At 71.1% G+C, this 19,473-nt stretch carries 18 protein-coding genes and 1 riboswitch; of the genes, 10 read left to right on the forward strand and 8 right to left on the reverse strand.

What is annotated here, in order from left to right; genetic code table 11:
• Nucleotides 1-12: 12 nt before the first annotated feature.
• A complete protein-coding gene (gene aroA, locus ACSU6M_RS22750) occupies nucleotides 13-1,329 on the reverse strand; it encodes a 3-phosphoshikimate 1-carboxyvinyltransferase (RefSeq protein WP_437071836.1) in 1,317 nt (438 codons plus the stop codon).
• A gap of 42 nt (nucleotides 1,330-1,371) precedes the next feature.
• Nucleotides 1,372-2,085 (reverse strand): M50 family metallopeptidase, encoded by a 714-nt coding sequence (locus ACSU6M_RS22755; protein WP_437071837.1) that lies wholly within the window; start codon nucleotides 2,083-2,085, stop codon nucleotides 1,372-1,374.
• A gap of 50 nt (nucleotides 2,086-2,135) precedes the next feature.
• Here ACSU6M_RS22755 and ACSU6M_RS22760 point away from each other — a divergent pair, with 50 nt between their 5' ends.
• The 10 genes from ACSU6M_RS22760 (at nucleotide 2,136) to ACSU6M_RS22805 (ending at nucleotide 12,127) form a co-directional block, all read left to right on the forward strand.
• Nucleotides 2,136-2,951, forward strand: coding sequence for an SOS response-associated peptidase (locus ACSU6M_RS22760; protein WP_437071839.1), 816 nt, complete (start codon nucleotides 2,136-2,138; stop codon nucleotides 2,949-2,951).
• 1 nt (nucleotide 2,952) lies between these two features.
• Nucleotides 2,953-3,591, forward strand: coding sequence for an alpha/beta hydrolase family protein (locus tag ACSU6M_RS22765; RefSeq protein ID WP_437071840.1), 639 nt, complete (start codon nucleotides 2,953-2,955; stop codon nucleotides 3,589-3,591).
• Between the two features lie 315 nt (nucleotides 3,592-3,906).
• Nucleotides 3,907-4,602, forward strand: coding sequence for an RNA polymerase sigma factor SigR (gene sigR / locus ACSU6M_RS22770; RefSeq protein WP_437071841.1), 696 nt, complete (start codon nucleotides 3,907-3,909; stop codon nucleotides 4,600-4,602).
• On the forward strand, nucleotides 4,599-4,901 hold the full coding sequence (rsrA, locus tag ACSU6M_RS22775) for a mycothiol system anti-sigma-R factor (protein WP_437071842.1): 303 nt from the start codon (nucleotides 4,599-4,601) through the stop codon (nucleotides 4,899-4,901). Before sigR ends, rsrA begins: the two co-directional genes overlap by 4 nt.
• A 123-nt stretch (nucleotides 4,902-5,024) precedes the next feature.
• A complete protein-coding gene (locus ACSU6M_RS22780) occupies nucleotides 5,025-6,329 on the forward strand; it encodes an HD domain-containing phosphohydrolase (RefSeq protein WP_437071844.1) in 1,305 nt (434 codons plus the stop codon).
• Nucleotides 6,326-7,573, forward strand: a complete 1,248-nt coding sequence (locus ACSU6M_RS22785; protein WP_437071845.1) for an HD-GYP domain-containing protein — start codon at nucleotides 6,326-6,328, stop codon at nucleotides 7,571-7,573. Before ACSU6M_RS22780 ends, ACSU6M_RS22785 begins: the two co-directional genes overlap by 4 nt.
• A gap of 107 nt (nucleotides 7,574-7,680) precedes the next feature.
• The gene (locus ACSU6M_RS22790) at nucleotides 7,681-8,661 is read left to right on the forward strand and encodes a tetratricopeptide repeat protein (protein ID WP_437075309.1); all 981 of its coding nucleotides are present in this window, start codon (nucleotides 7,681-7,683) and stop codon (nucleotides 8,659-8,661) included.
• Nucleotides 8,662-8,732: 71 nt separating this feature from the next.
• Nucleotides 8,733-9,383 carry a peptide deformylase gene (gene def, locus ACSU6M_RS22795; RefSeq protein WP_437071846.1) on the forward strand — a complete coding sequence of 217 codons (651 nt, stop codon included), beginning with the start codon at nucleotides 8,733-8,735 and terminating at the stop codon, nucleotides 9,381-9,383.
• A 291-nt stretch (nucleotides 9,384-9,674) separates the two neighbouring features.
• Nucleotides 9,675-10,757, forward strand: a complete 1,083-nt coding sequence (gene cyc1 / locus ACSU6M_RS22800) for an epi-isozizaene synthase (protein WP_437071848.1) — start codon at nucleotides 9,675-9,677, stop codon at nucleotides 10,755-10,757.
• Nucleotides 10,754-12,127 carry a bifunctional albaflavenone monooxygenase/terpene synthase gene (locus ACSU6M_RS22805; protein WP_437071849.1) on the forward strand — a complete coding sequence of 458 codons (1,374 nt, stop codon included), beginning with the start codon at nucleotides 10,754-10,756 and terminating at the stop codon, nucleotides 12,125-12,127. Before cyc1 ends, ACSU6M_RS22805 begins: the two co-directional genes overlap by 4 nt.
• A gap of 4 nt (nucleotides 12,128-12,131) precedes the next feature.
• On the opposite strand, the gene ACSU6M_RS22810 is transcribed toward ACSU6M_RS22805, so the two are convergent.
• From ACSU6M_RS22810 to ACSU6M_RS22835, 6 genes are all read right to left on the reverse strand, one after another.
• Nucleotides 12,132-13,094 (reverse strand): GlxA family transcriptional regulator, encoded by a 963-nt coding sequence (locus ACSU6M_RS22810; RefSeq protein WP_437071850.1) that lies wholly within the window; start codon nucleotides 13,092-13,094, stop codon nucleotides 12,132-12,134.
• Nucleotides 13,095-13,306: 212 nt separating this feature from the next.
• Nucleotides 13,307-14,320: a ribonucleotide-diphosphate reductase subunit beta gene (locus tag ACSU6M_RS22815; RefSeq protein ID WP_437071851.1), complete on the reverse strand. Its 1,014-nt coding sequence runs from the start codon at nucleotides 14,318-14,320 to the stop codon at nucleotides 13,307-13,309.
• Nucleotides 14,320-16,689 carry a ribonucleoside-diphosphate reductase subunit alpha gene (locus ACSU6M_RS22820; RefSeq protein ID WP_437071853.1) on the reverse strand — a complete coding sequence of 790 codons (2,370 nt, stop codon included), beginning with the start codon at nucleotides 16,687-16,689 and terminating at the stop codon, nucleotides 14,320-14,322. Before ACSU6M_RS22820 ends, ACSU6M_RS22815 begins: the two co-directional genes overlap by 1 nt.
• Nucleotides 16,690-16,811: 122 nt before the next feature.
• Nucleotides 16,812-16,930: riboswitch (cobalamin riboswitch) on the reverse strand.
• 53 nt (nucleotides 16,931-16,983) lie between these two features.
• On the reverse strand, nucleotides 16,984-17,481 hold the full coding sequence (locus ACSU6M_RS22825) for a GNAT family N-acetyltransferase (protein ID WP_437071854.1): 498 nt from the start codon (nucleotides 17,479-17,481) through the stop codon (nucleotides 16,984-16,986).
• Between the two features lie 123 nt (nucleotides 17,482-17,604).
• Entirely contained in the window at nucleotides 17,605-19,206 is a 1,602-nt protein-coding gene (mctP, locus tag ACSU6M_RS22830) for a monocarboxylate uptake permease MctP (RefSeq protein WP_437071856.1), read from the reverse strand.
• The gene (locus ACSU6M_RS22835) at nucleotides 19,203-19,460 is read right to left on the reverse strand and encodes a DUF3311 domain-containing protein (RefSeq protein WP_437071858.1); all 258 of its coding nucleotides are present in this window, start codon (nucleotides 19,458-19,460) and stop codon (nucleotides 19,203-19,205) included. The genes mctP and ACSU6M_RS22835 overlap by 4 nt, the downstream gene beginning before the upstream one ends.
• Nucleotides 19,461-19,473: the final 13 nt, after the last annotated feature.

The raw sequence follows: 19,473 nt of genomic DNA on the forward strand, positions 1-19,473 counted from the left end.
TTCCCCGCGTCCCTACGCCCCGAGCATCCCGGTCCACAGTTCGGGGAAGTCCGGCATCGTCTTCGCCGTCGTCGCCACGTTCTCGATCTGCACGCCCTCCACCGCCAGGCCGATGATCGCGCCCGCGGTCGCCATCCGGTGGTCCTCGTACGTGTGGAAGACGCCGCCGTGCAGCGGGCGCGGGCGGATGTGCAGGCCGTCGGCGGTCTCGGTGACATCGCCGCCGAGCTCGTTGATCTCCTTGGTGAGCGCGGCCAGCCGGTCCGTCTCGTGCAGCCGCAGATGGGCCACGCCCCGCAGGGTGGAGGGGGAGTCGGCGAGCGCCGCGACCGCCGCGATGCCGGGGGTCAGCTCGCCCACCTCGCCGAGGTCCACGTCGATGCCGTGCACGGCACCCGAACCGGTGAACACCAGACCGTAGTCGGTCAGCTCGCAGGAGCCGCCCATCTCGGTGAAGATCTCGCGCAGCCGGTCACCCGGCTGGGTGGTGCGGGCCGGCCAGTCCGGGATCAGCACCTTGCCGCCGGTCACCAGCGCCGCCGCCAGGAACGGCTGGGCGTTGGACAGGTCCGGCTCGATGACCAGGTCGCGGCCGAGCAGCGCGCCGGGCGTGACGCGCCAGACGTTGGGCTCACCGCCGGACTCGGGCGTGTCGACCTGGGCGCCGACCGCGCGCAGCATGTCCACCGTCATCCGGATGTGCGGCATCGACGGCAGGGTGGAGCCGGTGTGCCGCACCTCGACGCCCTGGTTGTACCGCGGGCCGGACAGCAGCAGGGCGGAGACGAACTGCGACGAGGAGGAGGCGTCGATCTCCACCGGACCGCCGTCCAGGGCACCGCCGCCGTGCACGGTGAGCGGCAGCGCGCCCCGGCCGTCGTCGTCGATCCGGGCGCCGAGGACCCGCAGGGCGTCGATGACGCCGTTCAGCGGGCGCTCGTACGACCTCGGGTCGCCGTCGAAACGGATGGGGCCGTCGGCCAGCGCCGCGACCGGCGGCAGGAACCGCATGACCGTGCCGGCGTTGCCGACGTCCACCGTGGCCGGGCCGTGCAGCGCGGCCGGGATGACCCGCCAGAACTCACCGGTGCCGTCGGGGCCGACGCCCTCCTCGATGCCCACGCCCATCGCGCGCAGCGCGCCCGCCATCAGCAGGGTGTCGCGCGAGCGCAGGGGGCGGCGCAGCCAGCCGGGCTCGCTCGCCAGAGCGGCCAGCACCAGGGCGCGGTTGGTGACGGATTTGGACCCCGGCACGTGGACCGTCGCGTCGACGGCCGCGCTCGCGGTGGGGGCGGGCCAGAGGGCGGTTTGTGCGGGGGTTAGGGACATGGGTCCACTCTATAAGGCGGGCGTTCGGTGGGTCGTCCTGCGTCACACCGTCAGCAGCCACCTGCCGCCGCCCATCAGCGAGCACAGCGACACCGCGTGGAAGAGGAAGAGCCAGAGAGCCGCCGGGGTGTGCGTCAGACGGGCCAGCTGGTCGGCGTCCGAGTCGCCCGCTCCGCCTCCGGCGCGCTTCGACTGGAGTTCGAAGGCCGGGCGCACTCCGCCGAGGAGCAGGAACCAGACCGCCGCGTAGGCGAAGGCCGCCTGGATCTGGGGCCCGGCCAGCCAGGAGACGAGGACGAACACCGCTCCCGTGAGCACCACGGTCAGGACGCCGTAGGCGTTGCGGATCATCACCAGCATCGCCAGCAGCAGGGCCGTCGCCAGCCACAGCAGCAGCGTGATGCGGCCGGAGGCGAGCAGGGCGGCGCCGCCGAGGCCCATCAGGGAAGGGGCGGTGTAGCCGGCCGCCGCCGTGAGGATCATGCCCAGGCCGTACGGCTTGCCCCGGCTGACGGTGAGGCCGCTGGTGTCGGAGTGCAGCCGTATGCCGGTCAGCCGGCGGCCGGTGAGCAGCGCGACCAGGCCGTGGCCGCCCTCGTGGGCGATGGTGATCGCGTTGCGGGCCACGCGCCAGAGGCCGGACGGGACGACCACCGCGAGGGCGGCGACGCCGGTCGCGATCACCACCCACAGGTCCGGGTCGGACTGGGTGCCGACCAGCTCGTCCCAGAGCGAGGTCGCTGTGCTGCTGTCCATGTTTCCGGGCTGCTCCCTGTGTCGCGGCGGAGTCTGGCAGTGTGGCACGTATGTGCGGACGGTATGCAGCGAGTCGTAGGCCCGAGGATCTCGCCGGGATCTTCGAGGTGGAGAAGTGGGAGCCGGAGGAGACGCTGGCGCCCGACTACAACGTGGCGCCGACCAAAGAGGTCTACGCCGTCCTCGACCGCCCCCTGAAGGACGCGGAGGACCCGCGTCCGGTTCGCCAGCTGCGCAAGCTCAAGTGGGGGCTCGTGCCCTCCTGGGCCAAGACGCCCGAGGGCGGCGCCCGGATGATCAACGCGCGCGCGGAGACCGTGCACGAGAAGCCCGCCTTCCGCCGCGCCTTCGCCGCCCGGCGCTGCATCCTGCCCGCCGACGGCTACTACGAGTGGGTCACCGGCAAGCAGGAGCGGGAACTGGAGGTCGAGGGCAGGAAGAAGCGGCCGCGCAAGCAGCCCTACTTCGTCCTTCCCGCCGACGGGTCGGTGTTCGCCATGGCCGGGCTCTACGAGTTCTGGCGCGACCGCACGCTGCCCGACGACCACCCGCAGGCATGGTGGGTGACCTGCTCGGTCATCACCACCGAGGCCGAGACGAGCCCCCTGGCCGTGGCCCCCGCCGAGGGCCCGCACGCCCTCGCCGAGATCCACCCGCGGATGCCGCTGATGCTCACCCCGGACCGCTGGGACGCCTGGCTCGACCCCGCCCGCACCGACCCCGACGCCCTGCGGGAGCTCCTCGCGCCCCCGCCGGCCGGCCTGATGCGCGCCTACCCGGTGTCCACCGCCGTCAGCAACGTCCGCAACAACGGCCCGGAGCTGCTGAAGGAGCTGGAGGGACCGGAAGAGGGCACACTCTTCTGACGTGACCCAAGAGATCACCGAGATCATCGGCACCGACGCCGGGGACGCCCGCGTCACCTGGCACAGGGCGAGGAAGCCCCGGCTCGTCCTCGCCGCCGGCCATGGCGCGGGCGGCGGGATCGAGGCACGCGACCTCCGGGCGCTGGCCGCCGCCCTGCCCGCGCACGGCGTGAGCGTCGCCCTGGTGGAGCAGCCCTGGCGGGTGGCCGGCAAGAAGGTCGCCCCCGCCCCGAAGACCCTGGACGCCGGCTGGCGGGGCATCTGGCCCGCGGTGAGCAGGGCCGGCCTGCCGGTGATCTCCGGTGGCCGCTCCGCCGGGGCCCGCGTCGCCTGCCGTACCGCCACCGAACTCGGCGCCGCCGCCGTGCTCGCCCTCGGCTTCCCGCTGCACCCGCCCGGCAAGCCCGAGAAGTCCCGCGCCGAGGAACTGCTCGGCGCCGGGGTGCCCACCCTGGTCGTGCAGGGCGGCAACGATCCGTTCGGCAAGCCCGCGGAGTTCCCCGAGGGCGCTCATGAGCTGGTCGAGGTTCCCTACGGCGATCATGGTTTCGCCGTGCCCAAGCGGGCGCCCCTCACCCAGGAGGAGGCGCTGACCGTGATCACCGACGCGGTCGTCGAGTGGAGCCGGTCACTGGGCTGAACGCGCGGGAATGCGGACGCCCCGGCCTTGGTTGAGCCGGACAGATGTGCAGGAGCAGCCCGGCACGTCACCGTCGTAGGAGAGGAAGTCCGCCGCATGGGTTCGACCTTCTGCCCGCCCGCCTCCCGCCACCACGCCGTGGACGGGCTGCGCCCGGCAGAGTCCGATTCGAGCCGCAGCAGCCGCGCCGACCTGGACTGGACGGTGCTGCCCGCGGCCAGGACCGCTCCTATTCGGGCGGCGGCGGGTGGGGACAGTCGTCTATTCTCCGATTCCAGTGGGGCCGGTCTCGGTCCCGCCCGGGATCTTGAGGAGGTGGGTCCGGTCACTGGGACCGACGCAGGGACCGACAACGGCCAGGCGGAGCTGCCCGAGGGCCAGGGCATGAGCGCGGAGACGAGCGACGAGTCGGCCGCGGAGCGCAGCGCGCGCTTCGAGCGGGACGCGCTCGAGTTCCTCGACCAGATGTACTCGGCCGCGCTGCGCATGACGCGCAACCCGGCCGACGCCGAGGACCTGGTGCAGGAGACGTACGCCAAGGCGTACGCGTCCTTCCACCAGTTCCGTGAGGGCACCAACCTCAAGGCGTGGCTGTACCGGATCCTCACCAACACCTTCATCAACTCGTACCGCAAGAAGCAGCGCGAACCGCAGCGCAGCGCGGCCGAGGAGATCGAGGACTGGCAGCTCGCCCGCGCCGAGTCGCACATGTCGACGGGTCTGCGCTCCGCGGAGTCGCAGGCGCTCGACCACCTGCCCGACTCGGACGTGAAGGAAGCACTTCAGGCGATCCCCGAGGAATTCCGCATCGCCGTCTATCTCGCGGACGTAGAGGGCTTTGCGTACAAGGAGATCGCGGACATCATGGGGACACCCATCGGTACGGTGATGTCCCGGCTGCACCGGGGCCGCCGTCAACTGCGCGGCATGCTGGAGGACTACGCCCGTGAGCGCGGGCTGGTCCCGGCCGGCGCCGGAGAGTCGAACGAAGCGAAAGGCTCGGGCTCATGAGCTGCGGAGAGCCGCACGAGACGGACTGCAGTGAGGTCCTCGATCATCTCTACGAGTTCCTCGACCGTGAGATGCCCGACACCGACTGCACCAAGTTCGAGCAGCACTTCCGGGAGTGCTCGCCGTGTCTGGAGAAGTACGGCCTGGAGCAGGCCGTGAAGAAGCTGGTCAAGCGGTGCTGCGGGCATGACGACGTGCCCACCGACCTGCGCGCCAAGGTGCTGGGGCGGCTCGATCTGATCCGTTCCGGGCAGGCCGTGCCCGAGCACGACGTCACCGCCACCCCGCAGGAGTCCTGACCGCGGGTCGGCCCCGCGGTCACCCGAATGTGCTAATCCGAGGGCCTTCCGCCCTCGGACGCCCCCTTCCCCACCTAGGCTCCGAGCCGGGTTCAGGCATGGTCATGCCCGGGGAGGGGCGTCATGGAGGCGATTCCGGGACGGGCGCGCGCCTACGTCGGCTGTGCCGTCCTCGTCGCTCTGAGCGCTCTGCTGCCGCTGCCGGCCGTGCGCACGCCCTGGTGGGCGGTGGCCCTGCTCGCCGTGCTCTACGCCGCCGGGGAGCGGATCGCCCGCCGGTCCTTCGCCGGCACCTTCTACCCCGTGCTGCTCGCCGGGGCCTTTCTGCTGCCGCCGCCGGCCGCCGCGCTCGTCGCGGTGCCCGGAGCGCTGCTGTCGCACGCCGAGCAGCGGCCGGTGGCGCTGCGCCGGATCTGGCGGGCCGCCCGGCTGGTAATCGCCGTGTGGGCCGCGGCCCGCGTGCACTGGGCGCTGGGCGGCCGGGACGCCGTCGTCGGCTCCGACCTGCCCTACGCGCTGGTGCCCGCCGGGGCCGCCGTCGTCGTCTTCTGCCTGGTGCTGACCGTCCTGGACGGCGGCATGCGGGTGCTGGCCGAACTGGTGCCGCCGCGCCGGGCCTGGCGTGGGCTGTTCGCGCGCTCCCTGGCGCCCCTCGGGGTGCACGGACTGGCCGGGCTGATGATGGCCGTGCTGTGGCGCAGCCCCTACGGGCCGGTCGCCGCGCTGCTGGTGCTGCTGCCGATGTGCGTGTCCTGGTGGGTGTTCGCCCAGTACCACCGGGAACGGGCCGCCCATCAGGCGACCATCCGCGCCCTCGTGCAGGCCGTCGACATCAAGGACGGCTACACCCGCGGGCACAGCGAGCGCGTCGGCCAGGCGTCGATGATGATCGCCCGCGAGCTCGGCATGGACGACGAGCGCGTGGAGATGCTCCGGTTCGCCGGGATCCTGCACGACGTCGGCAAGCTCGGCGTGCCCACCCGGCTGCTGCGCAAGGACGGGCCGCTCACCCCCGAGGAACGCCGGGTGATCGAGCTGCACCCCGAGTACGGCCACGAGATCGTGCGCGGCATCTCCTTCCTCGGCGAGGCCCGGGCCGCCGTGCTCCACCACCACGAGCGCATCGACGGCAGCGGCTACCCCTACGGGCTCGTCGGCAGCCAGATCCCGGAACCCGCACGGGTCGTCGCCGTCGCCGACGCCTTCGACGCGATGACCTCCACCCGCTCCTACCGCCGGGCCCGCCCCGTGGAGGCCGCCCTGGCCGAGCTGGAGCGGTGCGCCGGCGCCCAGTTCGACCCCCGGATGGTCGCGGCCCTGTGCCGGGCGCTGCGCCGGGAGGGCTGGCATCCGGCGGTCACCGCCGACGAGCCGCAGCCGCCGCGGCCCCGGGCGCCCGCCGGGGGACGGACGGGGGCCCACCGGTGAACCCCCGGCGCCCGCCCGCCCTGCTCGTGTCCGTGCACGGCGGTGCCGCCGTCCTCGCCGCGGTCTGCCTGGCCGTCACCCTCCGGGACGGGCTCGTCGAGCGGCCGGCCGCGGTCGCCTTCGGGGCGCTGATCGTGCTGGGGGAGCTGGCCCGGTGGACCGGCGCCCGGGTGCGCGAGCCCGCACCGCTCGGGGCCGCCGGGGCGCTGTCGTACGCGCTGCTCGGGGAGAACGCCGACCGGCCCACCACGCACGGGGTCGCCCAGGTCGTCAGCGTCGTCCTCGCCGCCGTACTGCTCGGCGCGGTGCCGCACATCGCGCGCGGACGCGGGCCGACCGCCGACCAGCTGGCCCGCCGGGTGCTCACCGTGGGATTCGCCGCCGTGTGCTTCCAGCCCCTGTACAACCAGGGCGTGTTCGACGGCTGGAGCGGCCCCGCCCATGTGCTGCTGCTCCTCGGACTGCTCGCCCTGACCGCGCTGTGCGACGCGGTGCTCGCGGCCGCGCTGGCCCGTTCCCGCACCGGCTGGCCCTTCGCCCCGCTGCTGCGCGACGAGCTGCGGGCCATGCCGGGCGTCGGCTCCGCCGTCGTCGCCACCGGCGTGGTGATGGCCCTCGCGGTCGCCGTCGCCGGCCTGTGGGCGCTGCCCGTGCTCAGCCTGCCGCTGCTGCTCACCCAGCTGTCGCTGCGCCGCTACGCCGCGGTGCGGACCACGTACCGGCAGACCATCGCCTCCCTCGCCCGGGCCACCGAGATAGCCGGGTACACCCCCGTCGGCCACGCCCACCGGGTCGCGGCGCTCAGCGTGGCCGTCGGACGGGACCTGGGCCTGTCGGGGCCGGAGCTGACGGTCCTGGAGCACGCCGCCCTGATGCACGACATCGGCCAGCTCAGCCTGGTCGACCCGGTCCCGGGCGGCGCCACCGCCTGTCTCCCCGCGGCCGAGCAGCGCCGCATCGCGCTGCTCGGCGGGGCCGTCGTCCGGCAGACCGGGGTGGACGCGGCCGTCGCCGTGGTCGTCGAGCGGCAGGCCGACCCCTATCGGGAGCAGCCGCTCGCCGCGCGGATCGTGCGGGCGGTCAACGCCTACGAGGAGAAGGCCCAGGGCGCCGGTCCTGGCGGGCCGCTGACGGCGCTGGAGGAGCTGCGGCTCGGGACGGCCGGGGACTATGCGCCGGATGTGGTCGAAGCGCTGGGCCGGGCGCTGGCCAGGGACTGTCTGACCCTGCCCGTGACGGGGTAACCCATGGGTAATGAGCGCCCTTGTGGCCGTACGTGGTTGGATGCGAAGGAGAGAGAGTGTCCGGGGGCACTGGCCGGCCCACCGCACGGAACTGGCAGGCGGGAATCGTGAGGATCTTCGGCAAGGGACGGCACCGGCCCTCCGCCTCCTGGCGGCAGGCCACCGACCGCGCGTTCACGCTGATCGGCGACGGCCGCTACGAGGACGCGGGAGCGCTGCTGACACGCGCGGCCGATCTGGAGCCGTGGCTGTCGGAGTCCTGGTTCAACCTCGCCCTGCTGCACAAGTTCCGGCACGACTGGGAGCAGGCCCGAACGGCCGGGCTGCGGGCGGTGGCCCTGCTGGACCGGGAGACCGGGGCACCCGACTGGTGGAACGTGGGCATCGCGGCGACGGCCCTGCAGGACTGGCCGCTGGCCCGGCGCGCCTGGCAGGCGTACGGGCTCCATGTGCCGGGAGGCGCCGCCGACTCCGGTGAGCCCGTCGGGATGGACCTGGGCAGCGCGGCGGTGCGCCTGTCGCCGGAGGGCGAGGCCGAGGTCGTGTGGGGGCGCAGGCTCGATCCGGCCCGGCTCGAAGTCCTCTCGATCCCGCTGCCGTCCTCGGGGCGGCGCTGGGGTGAGGTCGTGCTGCACGACGGGGTTCCGCACGGGGAGCGGACCACGTCGTCCGGGCACGCCTATCCCGTCTTCGACGAGATCGAGCTGTGGGCGCCCTCGCCGGTGCCGACCTGGGTGGTCCTGCTGGAGGCGGCGACCGAGGCGGACCGGGACGCGCTGGAGCAGCTCGCGGCGGACGCCGGGTTCGCCGCGGAGGACTGGTCGTCCTCGGTGCGGCTGCTGTGCCGGATGTGCTCGGAGTCGCGGATGCCGGCGGACGAGGGGGACGGGGAGCATCTGGATCCGCATGATCACAGCGAGCCGGGGCATCCCGGTCCGCTGGGGCACCGGACGGACGGGCAGCTGTGGGTGCCGGAGCGGGAGTGCGGCGTGGCCGCGCCGGCTTCGCTGGTACGGGGGCTGCTGGACGGGTGGGTCGCCGACAGCCCGGACTCCAGGGACTGGCGGGATCTCGAAGAGGTTTGCTGAGCGAGCCCGACAGCACCTTTAGGCTGTACTCGCATCATTTTCTCCAGCTTGCAGGAAGGCGTACGTCGGTCATGGCGCAGCAGGACACCGATCAGCAGCACGGCGGCGTGCTCCCCGTGGACGACGAGGGCTTCGTCATCGACACCGAGGACACCGAGGCGCGGGAGAAGGCGTGGCGTGAGGCGGGGACCTCGCGGCCGATCACGGTCGTCGGGAACCCGGTGCTGCACAAGGAGTGCGAGGACGTCACCGAGTTCGGCGAGGAGCTGCGGCAGCTGGTCGCGGACATGTTCGCCAGCCAGCGCACCGCCGAGGGCGTCGGGCTCGCCGCCAACCAGATCGGCGTGGACAAGAAGGTCTTCGTCTACGACTGCCCGGACGACGAGGGCGTGCGGCACGTGGGCGTGGTCTGCAACCCCAAGCTGGTCGAACTGCCCGCGGACAGGCGCCGATTGGACGACAGCAACGAGGGCTGCCTGTCGGTGCCGACGGCGTACATGCCGCTCGCGCGTCCGGACTACGCCGAGGTGACCGGGCAGGACGAGCAGGGCAACCCGATCAAGGTGCGCGGCACCGGCTACTTCGCCCGCTGCCTGCAGCACGAGACGGACCACCTGTACGGCTACCTCTACATCGACCGCCTCTCCAAGCGCGACCGCAAGGACGCGCTGCGGCAGATGGCCGAGAACGAGCCCCGCTACCCGGTGGTCGCCAACGACTGATCCCAGGAGCCCCAACGGACGGCGCCCGTCCGGGAGTTGATCCCGGGCGGGCGCCGTCCGTCTTCTCCCGTTCGTCTGTCCTTCGCACGTCCGATCCCATAGCACCGGATCCTGATCCACAACAGTCACACATGGGGTGCGTCACGGCATGCCGGGGTAGTGAATGGAGCAAATCCGTTCCCAGAACGGTCAGTTGTGGTGCTGAATGGGAAGTGCGGGGATACGCAACGGCGCACGCCCGGCACAGCGGGAGGGGTGTGCGCGCTCTGGTCGGCTGAGAGGGGTTTGTTCGTGTCTTCTTTCCCACACGGCACCACATCGACGACGGCGCTCGCGGTACCACCATCACTCTCTCTGCCGGTGATCGAGGCAGCCTTTCCCCGGCAACTGCACCCGTATTGGCCCCGGCTGCAGGAGAAGACCCGCACCTGGCTGCTGGAAAAACGGCTCATGCCCGCCGACAAGGTGGAGGAATATGCCGACGGCCTGTGCTACACCGATCTCATGGCCGGGTACTACACCGGCGCGCCCGACGCGGTCATGCAGGCGATAGGGGACTACAGCGCGTGGTTCTTCGTCTGGGACGACCGGCACGACCGTGACATCGTCCACGGCCGGCCCGCCGCCTGGGAGCGGCTGCGGCAGCGCCTGCATGTGGCTCTGGACTCCCCGGCGGCCCATCTGCATCACCCGGACCCGCTGGTCGCGGGGTTCGCCGACAGCGTCCAGCGGCTGTACTCGTTCCTGCCGCAGACCTGGAACGCGCGCTTCGCCCGGCACTTCCACGCGGTGATCGAGGCATACGACCGGGAATTCCACAACCGCACCACCGGAACCGTTCCCACGGTCGAGGAATACCTCGCCCTGCGCCGGCTCACCTTCGCCCACTGGATCTGGACCGATCTGCTGGAGCCGAGCGCGGAACTCGAACTCCCGGACCACGTGCGGAAACACCCCGCATACCGGCGGGCGGCACTGCTCAGCCAGGAATTCGCCGCCTGGTACAACGACCTCTGCTCCTTGCCCAAGGAAATAGCGGGCGACGAGGTCCACAATCTCGGAATCAGTCTCATCACCCATGAGGGGCTGACGCTCGAAGAAGCGGTCGTGGAACTGCGGCGGCGCGTGCTGGAGTGCATCGACGAATTCGTCGTCGCCGAACGTGAGGCGCAGCGCTTCGCCGACCGCCTCGCCGACGGCACCGTACGGGGAAAGGAACTGAGCACTGCCGTACGCGCTTGCCTGGGAAATATGCGGAACTGGTTCAGTTCCGTGTACTGGTTCCACCACGAGTCCGGCCGGTACCGGGTCGACAGCTGGGACGACCGCACCACACCCCCGTACGTCAACAACGAAGCGGTAGGTGAGAAATGACCGTCGAGTCCGTGAAGCCCGCGGAGACCGAAGTCCCCGAACTGCTCGACCCGCCCCTCGCCGGGGGCGGGGTCCCGCTCCTCGGCCACGGCTGGCAGCTGGTCCGCGACCCCTTGAGCTTCATGTCCCGGCTGCGCGAGCACGGTGACATCGTGCGGCTGAGGCTCGGGCCCAAGACGGTCTACGCCGTCACCACCCCGGACCTCACCGGCGCCCTCGCCCTCAACCCCCACTTCAAGATCGACGGTCCCCTGTGGGAGTCCCTGGAGGGCCTGCTCGGCAAGGAGGGCGTGGCCACCGCCAACGGACCGCGCCACCGCAGGCAGCGGCGCACCATCCAGCCCGCCTTCCGGCTGGACGCGATACCCAACTACGGCCCGATCATGGAGGAGGAGGCGCACGCCCTCACCGAGCGCTGGCAGCCGGGCGGCACGATCGACTGCACCCCCGAGTCGTTCCGGGTGGCCGTGCGCATCGCCGCCCGCTGTCTGCTGCGCGGCGACTACATGGACGAGCGCGCCGAGCGGCTGTGCAACGCCCTCGCGGTCGTCTTCCAGGGCATGTACCGGCGGATGGTGGTGCCGCTCGGCCCGCTGTACCGGCTGCCGCTCCCGGCCAACCGCGAATTCAACCGCGCCCTGGCCGATTTGCATCTCCTCGTCGACGAGATCGTCGCCGAGCGCCGCGCATCCGGTCAAAGGCCCGATGATTTGCTGACGGCATTGCTGGAGGCGAAGGACGACAATGGCGACCCCATCGGGGAACAGGAGATCCACGACCAGGTCGTCGCGATACTCACCCCCGGAAGCGAAACCGTGGCGTCCACGATCATGTGGTTGCTCCAGGTACTGGCGGAACACCCGGAGCACGCCGCCAAGGTGCGCGAGGAAGTTGAATCCGTGACCGGTGGCGTCCGTCCGGTCGCATTCGGCGACGTCCGCAAGCTCACGCACACCAACAATGTCGTCGTCGAGGCCATGCGTTTGCGGCCCGCCGTATGGATATTGACGCGGCGGGCGGTCACCGACACCGAACTCGGCGGCTATCGCATTCCGGCCGGAGCCGACATCGTGTACAGCCCGTACGCGATCCAGCGCGATGCGCGTTCCTACGAGCACCACCTCGACTTCGACCCCGACCGCTGGCTTCCGGAACGCGCCAAGGAGGTACCGAAATACGCCATGAGCCCGTTCAGCGTCGGCAATCGGAAGTGCCCGAGCGACCACTTCTCGATGGCCCAGCTGACGCTGATCACGGCGGCCCTGTCCGCCAAGTACCGCTTCGAGCAGGTGCCGGGCTCGGACGACGCCACCCGGGTGGGCATCACCCTGCGTCCGCAGAAGCTGCTGCTGCGGCCGGTCCCGTGGTGAGCCCTCAGGCCGCCCGCGGGCCCCGGAACGTCCGCCGGTACGCCTGGGGGGTGACCCCCACCGCGCGGACGAACTGATGCCGCAGCGCGGCGGCCGTGCCGAACCCGGTGCGCCCCGCGATCGCGTCCACCGTCTCGTCCGTCGCCTCCAGCAGGCGCTGCGCCAGCAGCACCCGCTGGCGCAGGATCCAGCGGTAGGGAGTCGTCCCCGTCTCCTGCTGGAAGCGACGGGCGAAGGTGCGCGGGGACATGTGCGCGCGCTCGGCGAGCTGCTCGACGGTGACCTCCTGGTCGAGGTTGCGCTCCATCCAGGCGAGCACCTCGCCGACCGTGTCGCAGGCGGTGGCCGGCAGCGGCCGCTCGACGTACTGCGCCTGGCCGCCGTCGCGGTGCGGCGGGACGACCATGCGGCGGGCGATGGCGTTGGCGACCTCGGGGCCCTGCTCCTTGCGGACCAGATGCAGACAGGCGTCGATGCCGGCCGCGGTCCCGGCGGAGGTGATCACCGGGTCGTCGTCGACGTAGAGGACGTCCGGCTCGATCCGGGCCCGCGGATGGCGGACGGCGAGCTCCTGGGTGTGCCGCCAGTGCGCCGTGCACCGCCGTCCGTCCAGCAGGCCCGCGGCGCCCAGCACATAGACGCCGGAACACACGCTCAGCACGCGCGCGCCGCGCTCCACGCCCTGGCGCAGCGCCTGAAGCAGCTCCGGCGGGAACTCCCGGTCGGGGTAGCTCCATCCGGCCGGCACGGCGATCAGATCCGCCGACTCCAGCCGTTCGAGCCCGTGCTCGACCCGGAGGGAGAACCCGGTGGTCGTGCGCACCTCGGCCCCCTCCGCCGAGGCCACGGCGAAGTCGTACACCGGCAGCCCGTCGTCACTGCGGTCGATGCCGAACACCTCGCACACGACCCCGAGCTCGAAGGGCTGCACCCCGTCCATCACCACGGCGGCCACGTTCGTCAGCATGCCGCCAGTGTGCCGTGCGGCTGGCAGGAAATCGAGGGTGTGTGGCAGTCCTGCCACTGCCAGGAGTGTTCCTTAAGAACGATGCTTACTCCCATGAACGCACTCATGGATTACGCGGGAGTCGCCGTCCTCTTCCTCCTCCTCGCCGGCCCGGCGCTCGTGGGCTGGGCCCACGAACGCCGGATCGACCGTGAACTGCGGGACGCCGAGGGTCAGAAGTCCTCGTCCAGGTCCACCGTGCCCTCCACGGCGACCTGGTACGCGGACGGGCGCCGCTCGAAGAAGTTGGTCAGCTCCTGAACGCCCTGGAGCTCCATGAAGGAGAACGGGTTCTCCGAGCCGTACACCGGCGCGAAGCCCAGGCGGACCAGCCGCTGGTCGGCCACGCACTCCAGGTACTGCCGCATCGACTCGGTGTTCATGCCCGGCAGGCCGTCACCGCACAGATCGCGGGCGAACTGCAGCTCGCACTCGACGGCCTCCCGCAGCATGTCGGTGACCTGCTGCTGGAGCTGGTCGTCGAAGAGCTCCGGCTCCTCCTTGCGGACGGTGTCGACCACGTCGAACGCGAACGACATGTGCATCGTCTCGTCGCGGAACACCCAGTTGGTGCCGGTCGCCAGGCCGTGCAGCAGACCCCGGCTGCGGAACCAGTAGACGTACGCGAAGGCGCCGTAGAAGAACAGGCCCTCGATGCACGCGGCGAAGCAGATCAGGTTCAGCAGGAAGCGGCGGCGGTCGGCCTGGGTCTCCAGCCGCTCCAGCTTCTCGACCTCGTTGATCCACTTGAAGCAGAACTCGGCCTTCTCGCGGATGGAGGGGATGTTCTCCACCGCGTCGAAGGCGGCCGCGCGGTCGTCCGGGTCGGGCAGATAGGTGTCGAGGAGCGTCAGATAGAACTGGACGTGCACGGCCTCCTCGAACAGCTGCCTGCTCAGGTACAGGCGCGCCTCGGGGGAGTTGATGTGCTTGTACAGCGTCAGGACCAGGTTGTTCGCCACGATCGAGTCACCCGTCGCGAAGAACGCGACCAGGCGGCCGATCAGGTGCTGCTCGGCGGGCGTCAGCTTCGCGAGGTCGGCGACGTCCGAGTGGAGGTCGACCTCCTCGACGGTCCAGGTGTTCTTGATGGCGTCCCGGTAGCGCTCGTAGAAGTCCGGGTAGCGCATGGGGCGCAGGGTCAGCTCGAAGCCCGGGTCGAGGAGATTGGCGTTACGTTCGGACATCACTGGCATGCCTCGCAGGACTCGGGGTTCTCAAGGGAGCAGGCGACCGCTTCGGGGTCGGTGGCCTGCTGGACGGGGATCGTCTTCTCAGGCTGGGCCTGGGCCTGGGCGGCGCGGGCGATGCGGGTCGCCGGGCGCGAGCGCAGGTAGTACGTCGTCTTCAGCCCGGACTTCCAGGCGTAGGCGTACATCGAGGAGAGCTTGCCGATGGTCGGCGTCTCCATGAACAGGTTCAGGGACTGCGCCTGGTCCAGGAACGGCGTACGGGCCGCCGCCATGTCGATCAGGCCGCGCTGCGGGATCTCCCACGCCGTGCGGTACAGCGCGCGCACGTCCTCCGGGATCCACGCGAAGCCCTGCACCGAGCCGTTGGAGTCGCGCAGCGCCTCACGGGTGCGGGCGTCCCACACGCCGAGGTCCTTCAGGTCCTGCACCAGGTAGGAGTTGACCTGGAGGAACTCGCCGGACAGCGTCTCGCGCTTGAACAGGTTGGAGACCTGCGGCTCGATGCACTCGTACACGCCGGCGATGGAGGCGATGGTCGCGGTCGGCGCGATCGCCAGCAGGAGGGAGTTGCGCATCCCGACCTCGGCGATACGCGCCCGCAGCGCGTCCCAGCGCTCCGGCCAGGTCAGCTCCACGTCGTAGTGGTCGGGGTGCAGCACGCCCCGGGCGGTACGGGTCTTCTCCCAGGCCGGCAGCGGGCCGTTGCGCTCGGCGAGGTCGGCGGACGCCTCGTAGGCGGCGAGCATGATGCGCTCGGCGATCCTCGTGGACAGCGCCTTCGCCTCCGGGGAGTCGAAGGGCAGGCGCAGCTTGAAGAAGACGTCCTGCAGACCCATCGCGCCCAGGCCCACCGGGCGCCACTTGGCGTTGGAGCGGCCGGCCTGCTCGGTCGGGTAGAAGTTGATGTCGACGACGCGGTCGAGGAAGGTGACGGCGGTGCGGACGGTGGCGTCCAGCCGCTCCCAGTCGATGTCTCCCCCGGTGACGAACGCCCCCAGGTTCACCGAACCCAGGTTGCACACCGCCGTCTCGCCGTCGTCGGTGACCTCCAGGATCTCCGTGCAGAGGTTGGAGGAGTGGACGACATGGCCGGGCAGCGCCGTCTGGTTGGCGGTGCGGTTGGCGGCGTCCTTGAAGGTCATCCAGCCGTTGCCGGTCTGCGCGAGGGTGCGCATCATGCGGCCGTACAGATCGCGGGCGGCGATGGTCTTCTTCGCCAGACCGGCGGCCTCGGCCTTGCGGTACGCCTCGTCGAACTCCTCGCCCCACAGGTCGACCAGCTCGGGCACGTCGGCCGGGGAGAACAGGCTCCACTGCTGGTCGGCGTTGACCCGGCGCATGAACTCGTCCGGGATCCAGTGGGCGAGGTTCAGATTGTGCGTACGGCGGGCGTCCTCACCGGTGTTGTCCCGCAGCTCCAGGAACTCCTCGATGTCGGAGTGCCAGGTCTCCAGGTACACCGCGGCCGCGCCCTTGCGGCGCCCGCCCTGGTTCACGGCCGCGACGGAGGCGTCGAGGGTCTTCAGGAACGGCACGATGCCGTTGGAGTGGCCGTTGGTGCCGCGGATCAGCGAACCGCGGGAGCGGATGCGGGAGTACGACAGCCCGATGCCGCCGGCGTGCTTGGAGAGGCGGGCGACCTGGTGGTAGCGGTCGTAGATGGAGTCCAGCTCGTCGAGGGGGGAGTCGAGGAGGTAGCAGGACGACATCTGGGGGTGCCGCGTGCCGGAGTTGAACAGGGTGGGGGAGGACGGCAGGTAGTCGAGGCGGCTCATGAGCCCGTAGAGCGCGCCGACTTCGTCGACCGAGCGGGTCGTGTCGTCCTCGGCGAGGCCGCAGGCGACGCGCAGCAGGAAGTGCTGGGGCGTCTCGACGACCTTGCGGGTGATCGGGTGCCGCAGGAGGTAGCGGCTGTGCAGGGTGCGCAGGCCGAAGTAGCCGAAGCGGTCGTCGGCGGCCGGGTCGACCAGCGCGTCCAGCCGCTCGGCGTGCAGCCGTACGAACTCCGCGGTGCGGTCGGCGATCAGCCCCTCGCGGTGGCCGACCGCCACCGACTCGGTGAAGGAGGTGACACCCTGCGAGGCGGCCTCGGCGGCGATGGAGAGGGTCAGCAGCCTGGCTGCCAGCCTGGAGTAGGCGGGGTCCTCGGAGATGAGGCCGGCGGCCGCCTCCGTGGCCAGCTCGCGCAGCTCCGCCTCGTCGGCCCGGGCGGACCGGCCCCGCAGCGCGGCGGCGGCCACGCGTCCGGGGTCGGCGTCGGGCAGGTCGGCGGTCAGCTCGGTCAGGGTCCGCAGCAAGGCCGTACCCGGAGCGTCCTCGTCGGCGGGGACGGCTGAAGCCGGATCTGCTGGCGCGATGGTCACGTGGGGCTCTCCCTGGCTCGGCCGGGGCCTCTCGCGAGAGCGGGGCGGGCAGCACGAGCGCACGGGGCGTCGCGTCCACCGGCCCATTCCACGAGGCCCGGACGTCGGGGCACCCGACCGGTCGGTCGGGGCCACTGTCGGCAGGTCCTCGGACTGACGCTTATGCATGCATAAGTACACCGTTGCGGGACAGTTCCGGATTCGCACCGGATTCCCCTGCGGCGACAGCGAGCATGAGCATACATCTAGTGCCGGGCGTGGGTGACGCCCCCATATGTTGTGTCGTCGCTGACTTCAGTGCGTCAACTGGTAGGTGAGGAGAGTGAAGTCGTCGCCCGCGATCGGCTGCCAGTCGCGTTCCGGTACGCGGACGAAGCCCAGGCGTTCGTAGAGGCGGTGGGCGGAGCGCATACCGGGCTGGGTCGACAGGACGACGCCGTGGCCCACGGCGCCGGCGCGGTCGACGCACGCCTGGACGAGGGCCTGGCCGACGCCTCTTCCGCGGGCCGCGGGGGACACGGCGAGCATGCGGATCTCGGACTCGCCGGGGCGGGCGAGGTCGGCGAGGGGGCCGGGGGCCGGTACGAAGGTGGCGGTGCCGAGCAGGTGGCCGCCGTCCGTCGCGACCAGGACGTCGGCGGCGGTGGCCCGCTTGGCGACGTCCCTCAGCTCGCCGAGGTACCAGTCGCTCGCGGGGAAGCGCAGGAGGTCGTCGTGGAGATAGGCCCGTGCGGTGAGCTCGCCGATCTCTGCGTATTCGGTGGGGTGCGCTGCGCGGATCCGGATGTCCATGTGCGTGAGTGTGTACGACAGCGGGCCGCCGTGGTGGGGTGATCTCGGCGGCCCGCTGCGGGGTGGTCGTGGTGGCGCGCGCCCACCGGGCGGCGGGGTCCCGTCCCGCGCTCCGGGGGTGTCTCAGTGCGCGGAGTTCAGAGGCAGCTCCTGTTTCACTCCCGGATCGCCCGCGTCGGCCGTGTAGTCCTCCGGCTTGGTCTCGTCGATGCCCTCGGGGGCCTTGACCGCCTTCAGGACGAAGGTGAGGGCCACGGTGACCGCGAGGTTGAGGACGAAGGCGGTGAGGCCGATGTAGCCGATCTCACCGATGCCGGGGATCTCCTTGGTGGAGCCGCCGAAGTGCTTCTGGGTGGGGGAGGAGACGCCGTAGGCCGCGACGGTGCCGTAGACCATGCCGACCGCCCAGCCCGCCAGCAGCGCCCAGCGGTGGAACCAGCGGGTGAACAGGCCGCCGACCAGGGCGGGGAAGGTCTGGAGGATCCAGATGCCGCCGAGGAGCTGGAAGTTGATCGCGACCGTCTTGTCCATGGTGAGGACGAAGGCCAGGGCGCCCACCTTCACCAGCAGGGAGACCAGCTTGGAGACCTTGGTCTCCTGCTCCGGCGTCGCGTCCGGCTTGATGAAGTCCTTGTAGATGTTGCGGGTGAAGAGGTTCGCCGCCGCGATGGACATGATGGCCGCCGGGACGAGCGCGCCGATGCCGATCGCCGCGAAGGCGACGCCCGCGAACCAGTCCGGGAACATGTCCTCGAACAGCTGGGGGATCGCCAGCTGGCCGTTCTCCACGGTGACCCCGGCCGCGATCGCCATGAAGCCGAGCAGCGCCAGCAGACCGAGCATCAGGGAGTACAGCGGCAGGATCGTGGTGTTGCGGCGGATCACCTCACGGCTCTTGGAGGAGAGCGTCGCGGTGATCGAGTGCGGGTACATGAAGAGGGCGAGCGCGGAGCCGAGCGCCAGCGTCGCGTAACCCCACTGCCCGGCCTCGGGCGGGATCAGACCGCCCTTGCCCGACGACGAGAACTTCTCGTCCGCCGCGGCGAAGATGTCGTCGAAGCCGCCCAGCTTGATCGGGATGTAGATGATCGCCACCGCGATGACGAGGTAGATCAGGGTGTCCTTCACGAACGCGATCAGCGCGGGCGCCCGCAGCCCGGAGGAGTAGGTGTAGGCGGCCAGCACACCGAAGGCGATGAACAGCGGCAGGTCCTTGATGAACCAGTGCGTGTCCTCGCCGCCGCCGACGCCCATCACGTCCAGCACCGCCTGGATGCCGACGAGCTGCAGCGCGATGTACGGCATCGTCGCCAGCAGGCCGGTCAGCGCCACCGCGAGCGACAGGCCCTTGGAGCCGAAGCGGCCGCGCACGAAGTCGGAGGTGGTGACATAGCCGTGCTTGTGGGAGACCGACCACAGGCGCGGCAGGAACGTGAAGATCAGCGGGTACACCAGGATCGTGTACGGCACCGCGAAGAAGCCGGCCGCGCCCGCCGCGTAGATCGCCGCGGGGACGGCGACGAAGGTGTACGCCGTGTAGAGGTCGCCGCCCAGCAGGAACCAGGTGATCCAGGTGCCGAACGACCGGCCGCCCAGGCCCCATTCGTCGAGGCTGTGCTCGTTCTCGGCCCTGCGCCAGCGCGCGGCGAGGAAGCCCATGACCGTGACGGCCAGGAAGAAGAAGATGAAGACGGCGAGTGCCACGCCGTTCACGCCGTCCTTCACCGGGAGTCACCTCCCCGGCGGGCACGCTGGTCGCGCTGCCACAGCTTGTACGCCACCGCGGTCAGCGCCGTCGAGATGACCACCCAGGCCATCTGGTACCAGTAGAAGAACGGGATGCCGGCGAGTGCCGGGTCGGCCTTGGCGTACGAGCCGACCCACAGCATGGCAACGAACGGCGCGAACAGGCAGAGGCCGATGACGACGCGCAGGGGCGTCACCACCGGACCTCTGTTCTCTTCCGGGTCTTGCGACATCGGGCGACTCCGT

Source organism: Streptomyces sp. enrichment culture, from assembly GCF_964272895.1.
In the GTDB taxonomy this organism is placed as follows: Bacteria; Actinomycetota; Actinomycetes; order Streptomycetales; family Streptomycetaceae; genus Streptomyces.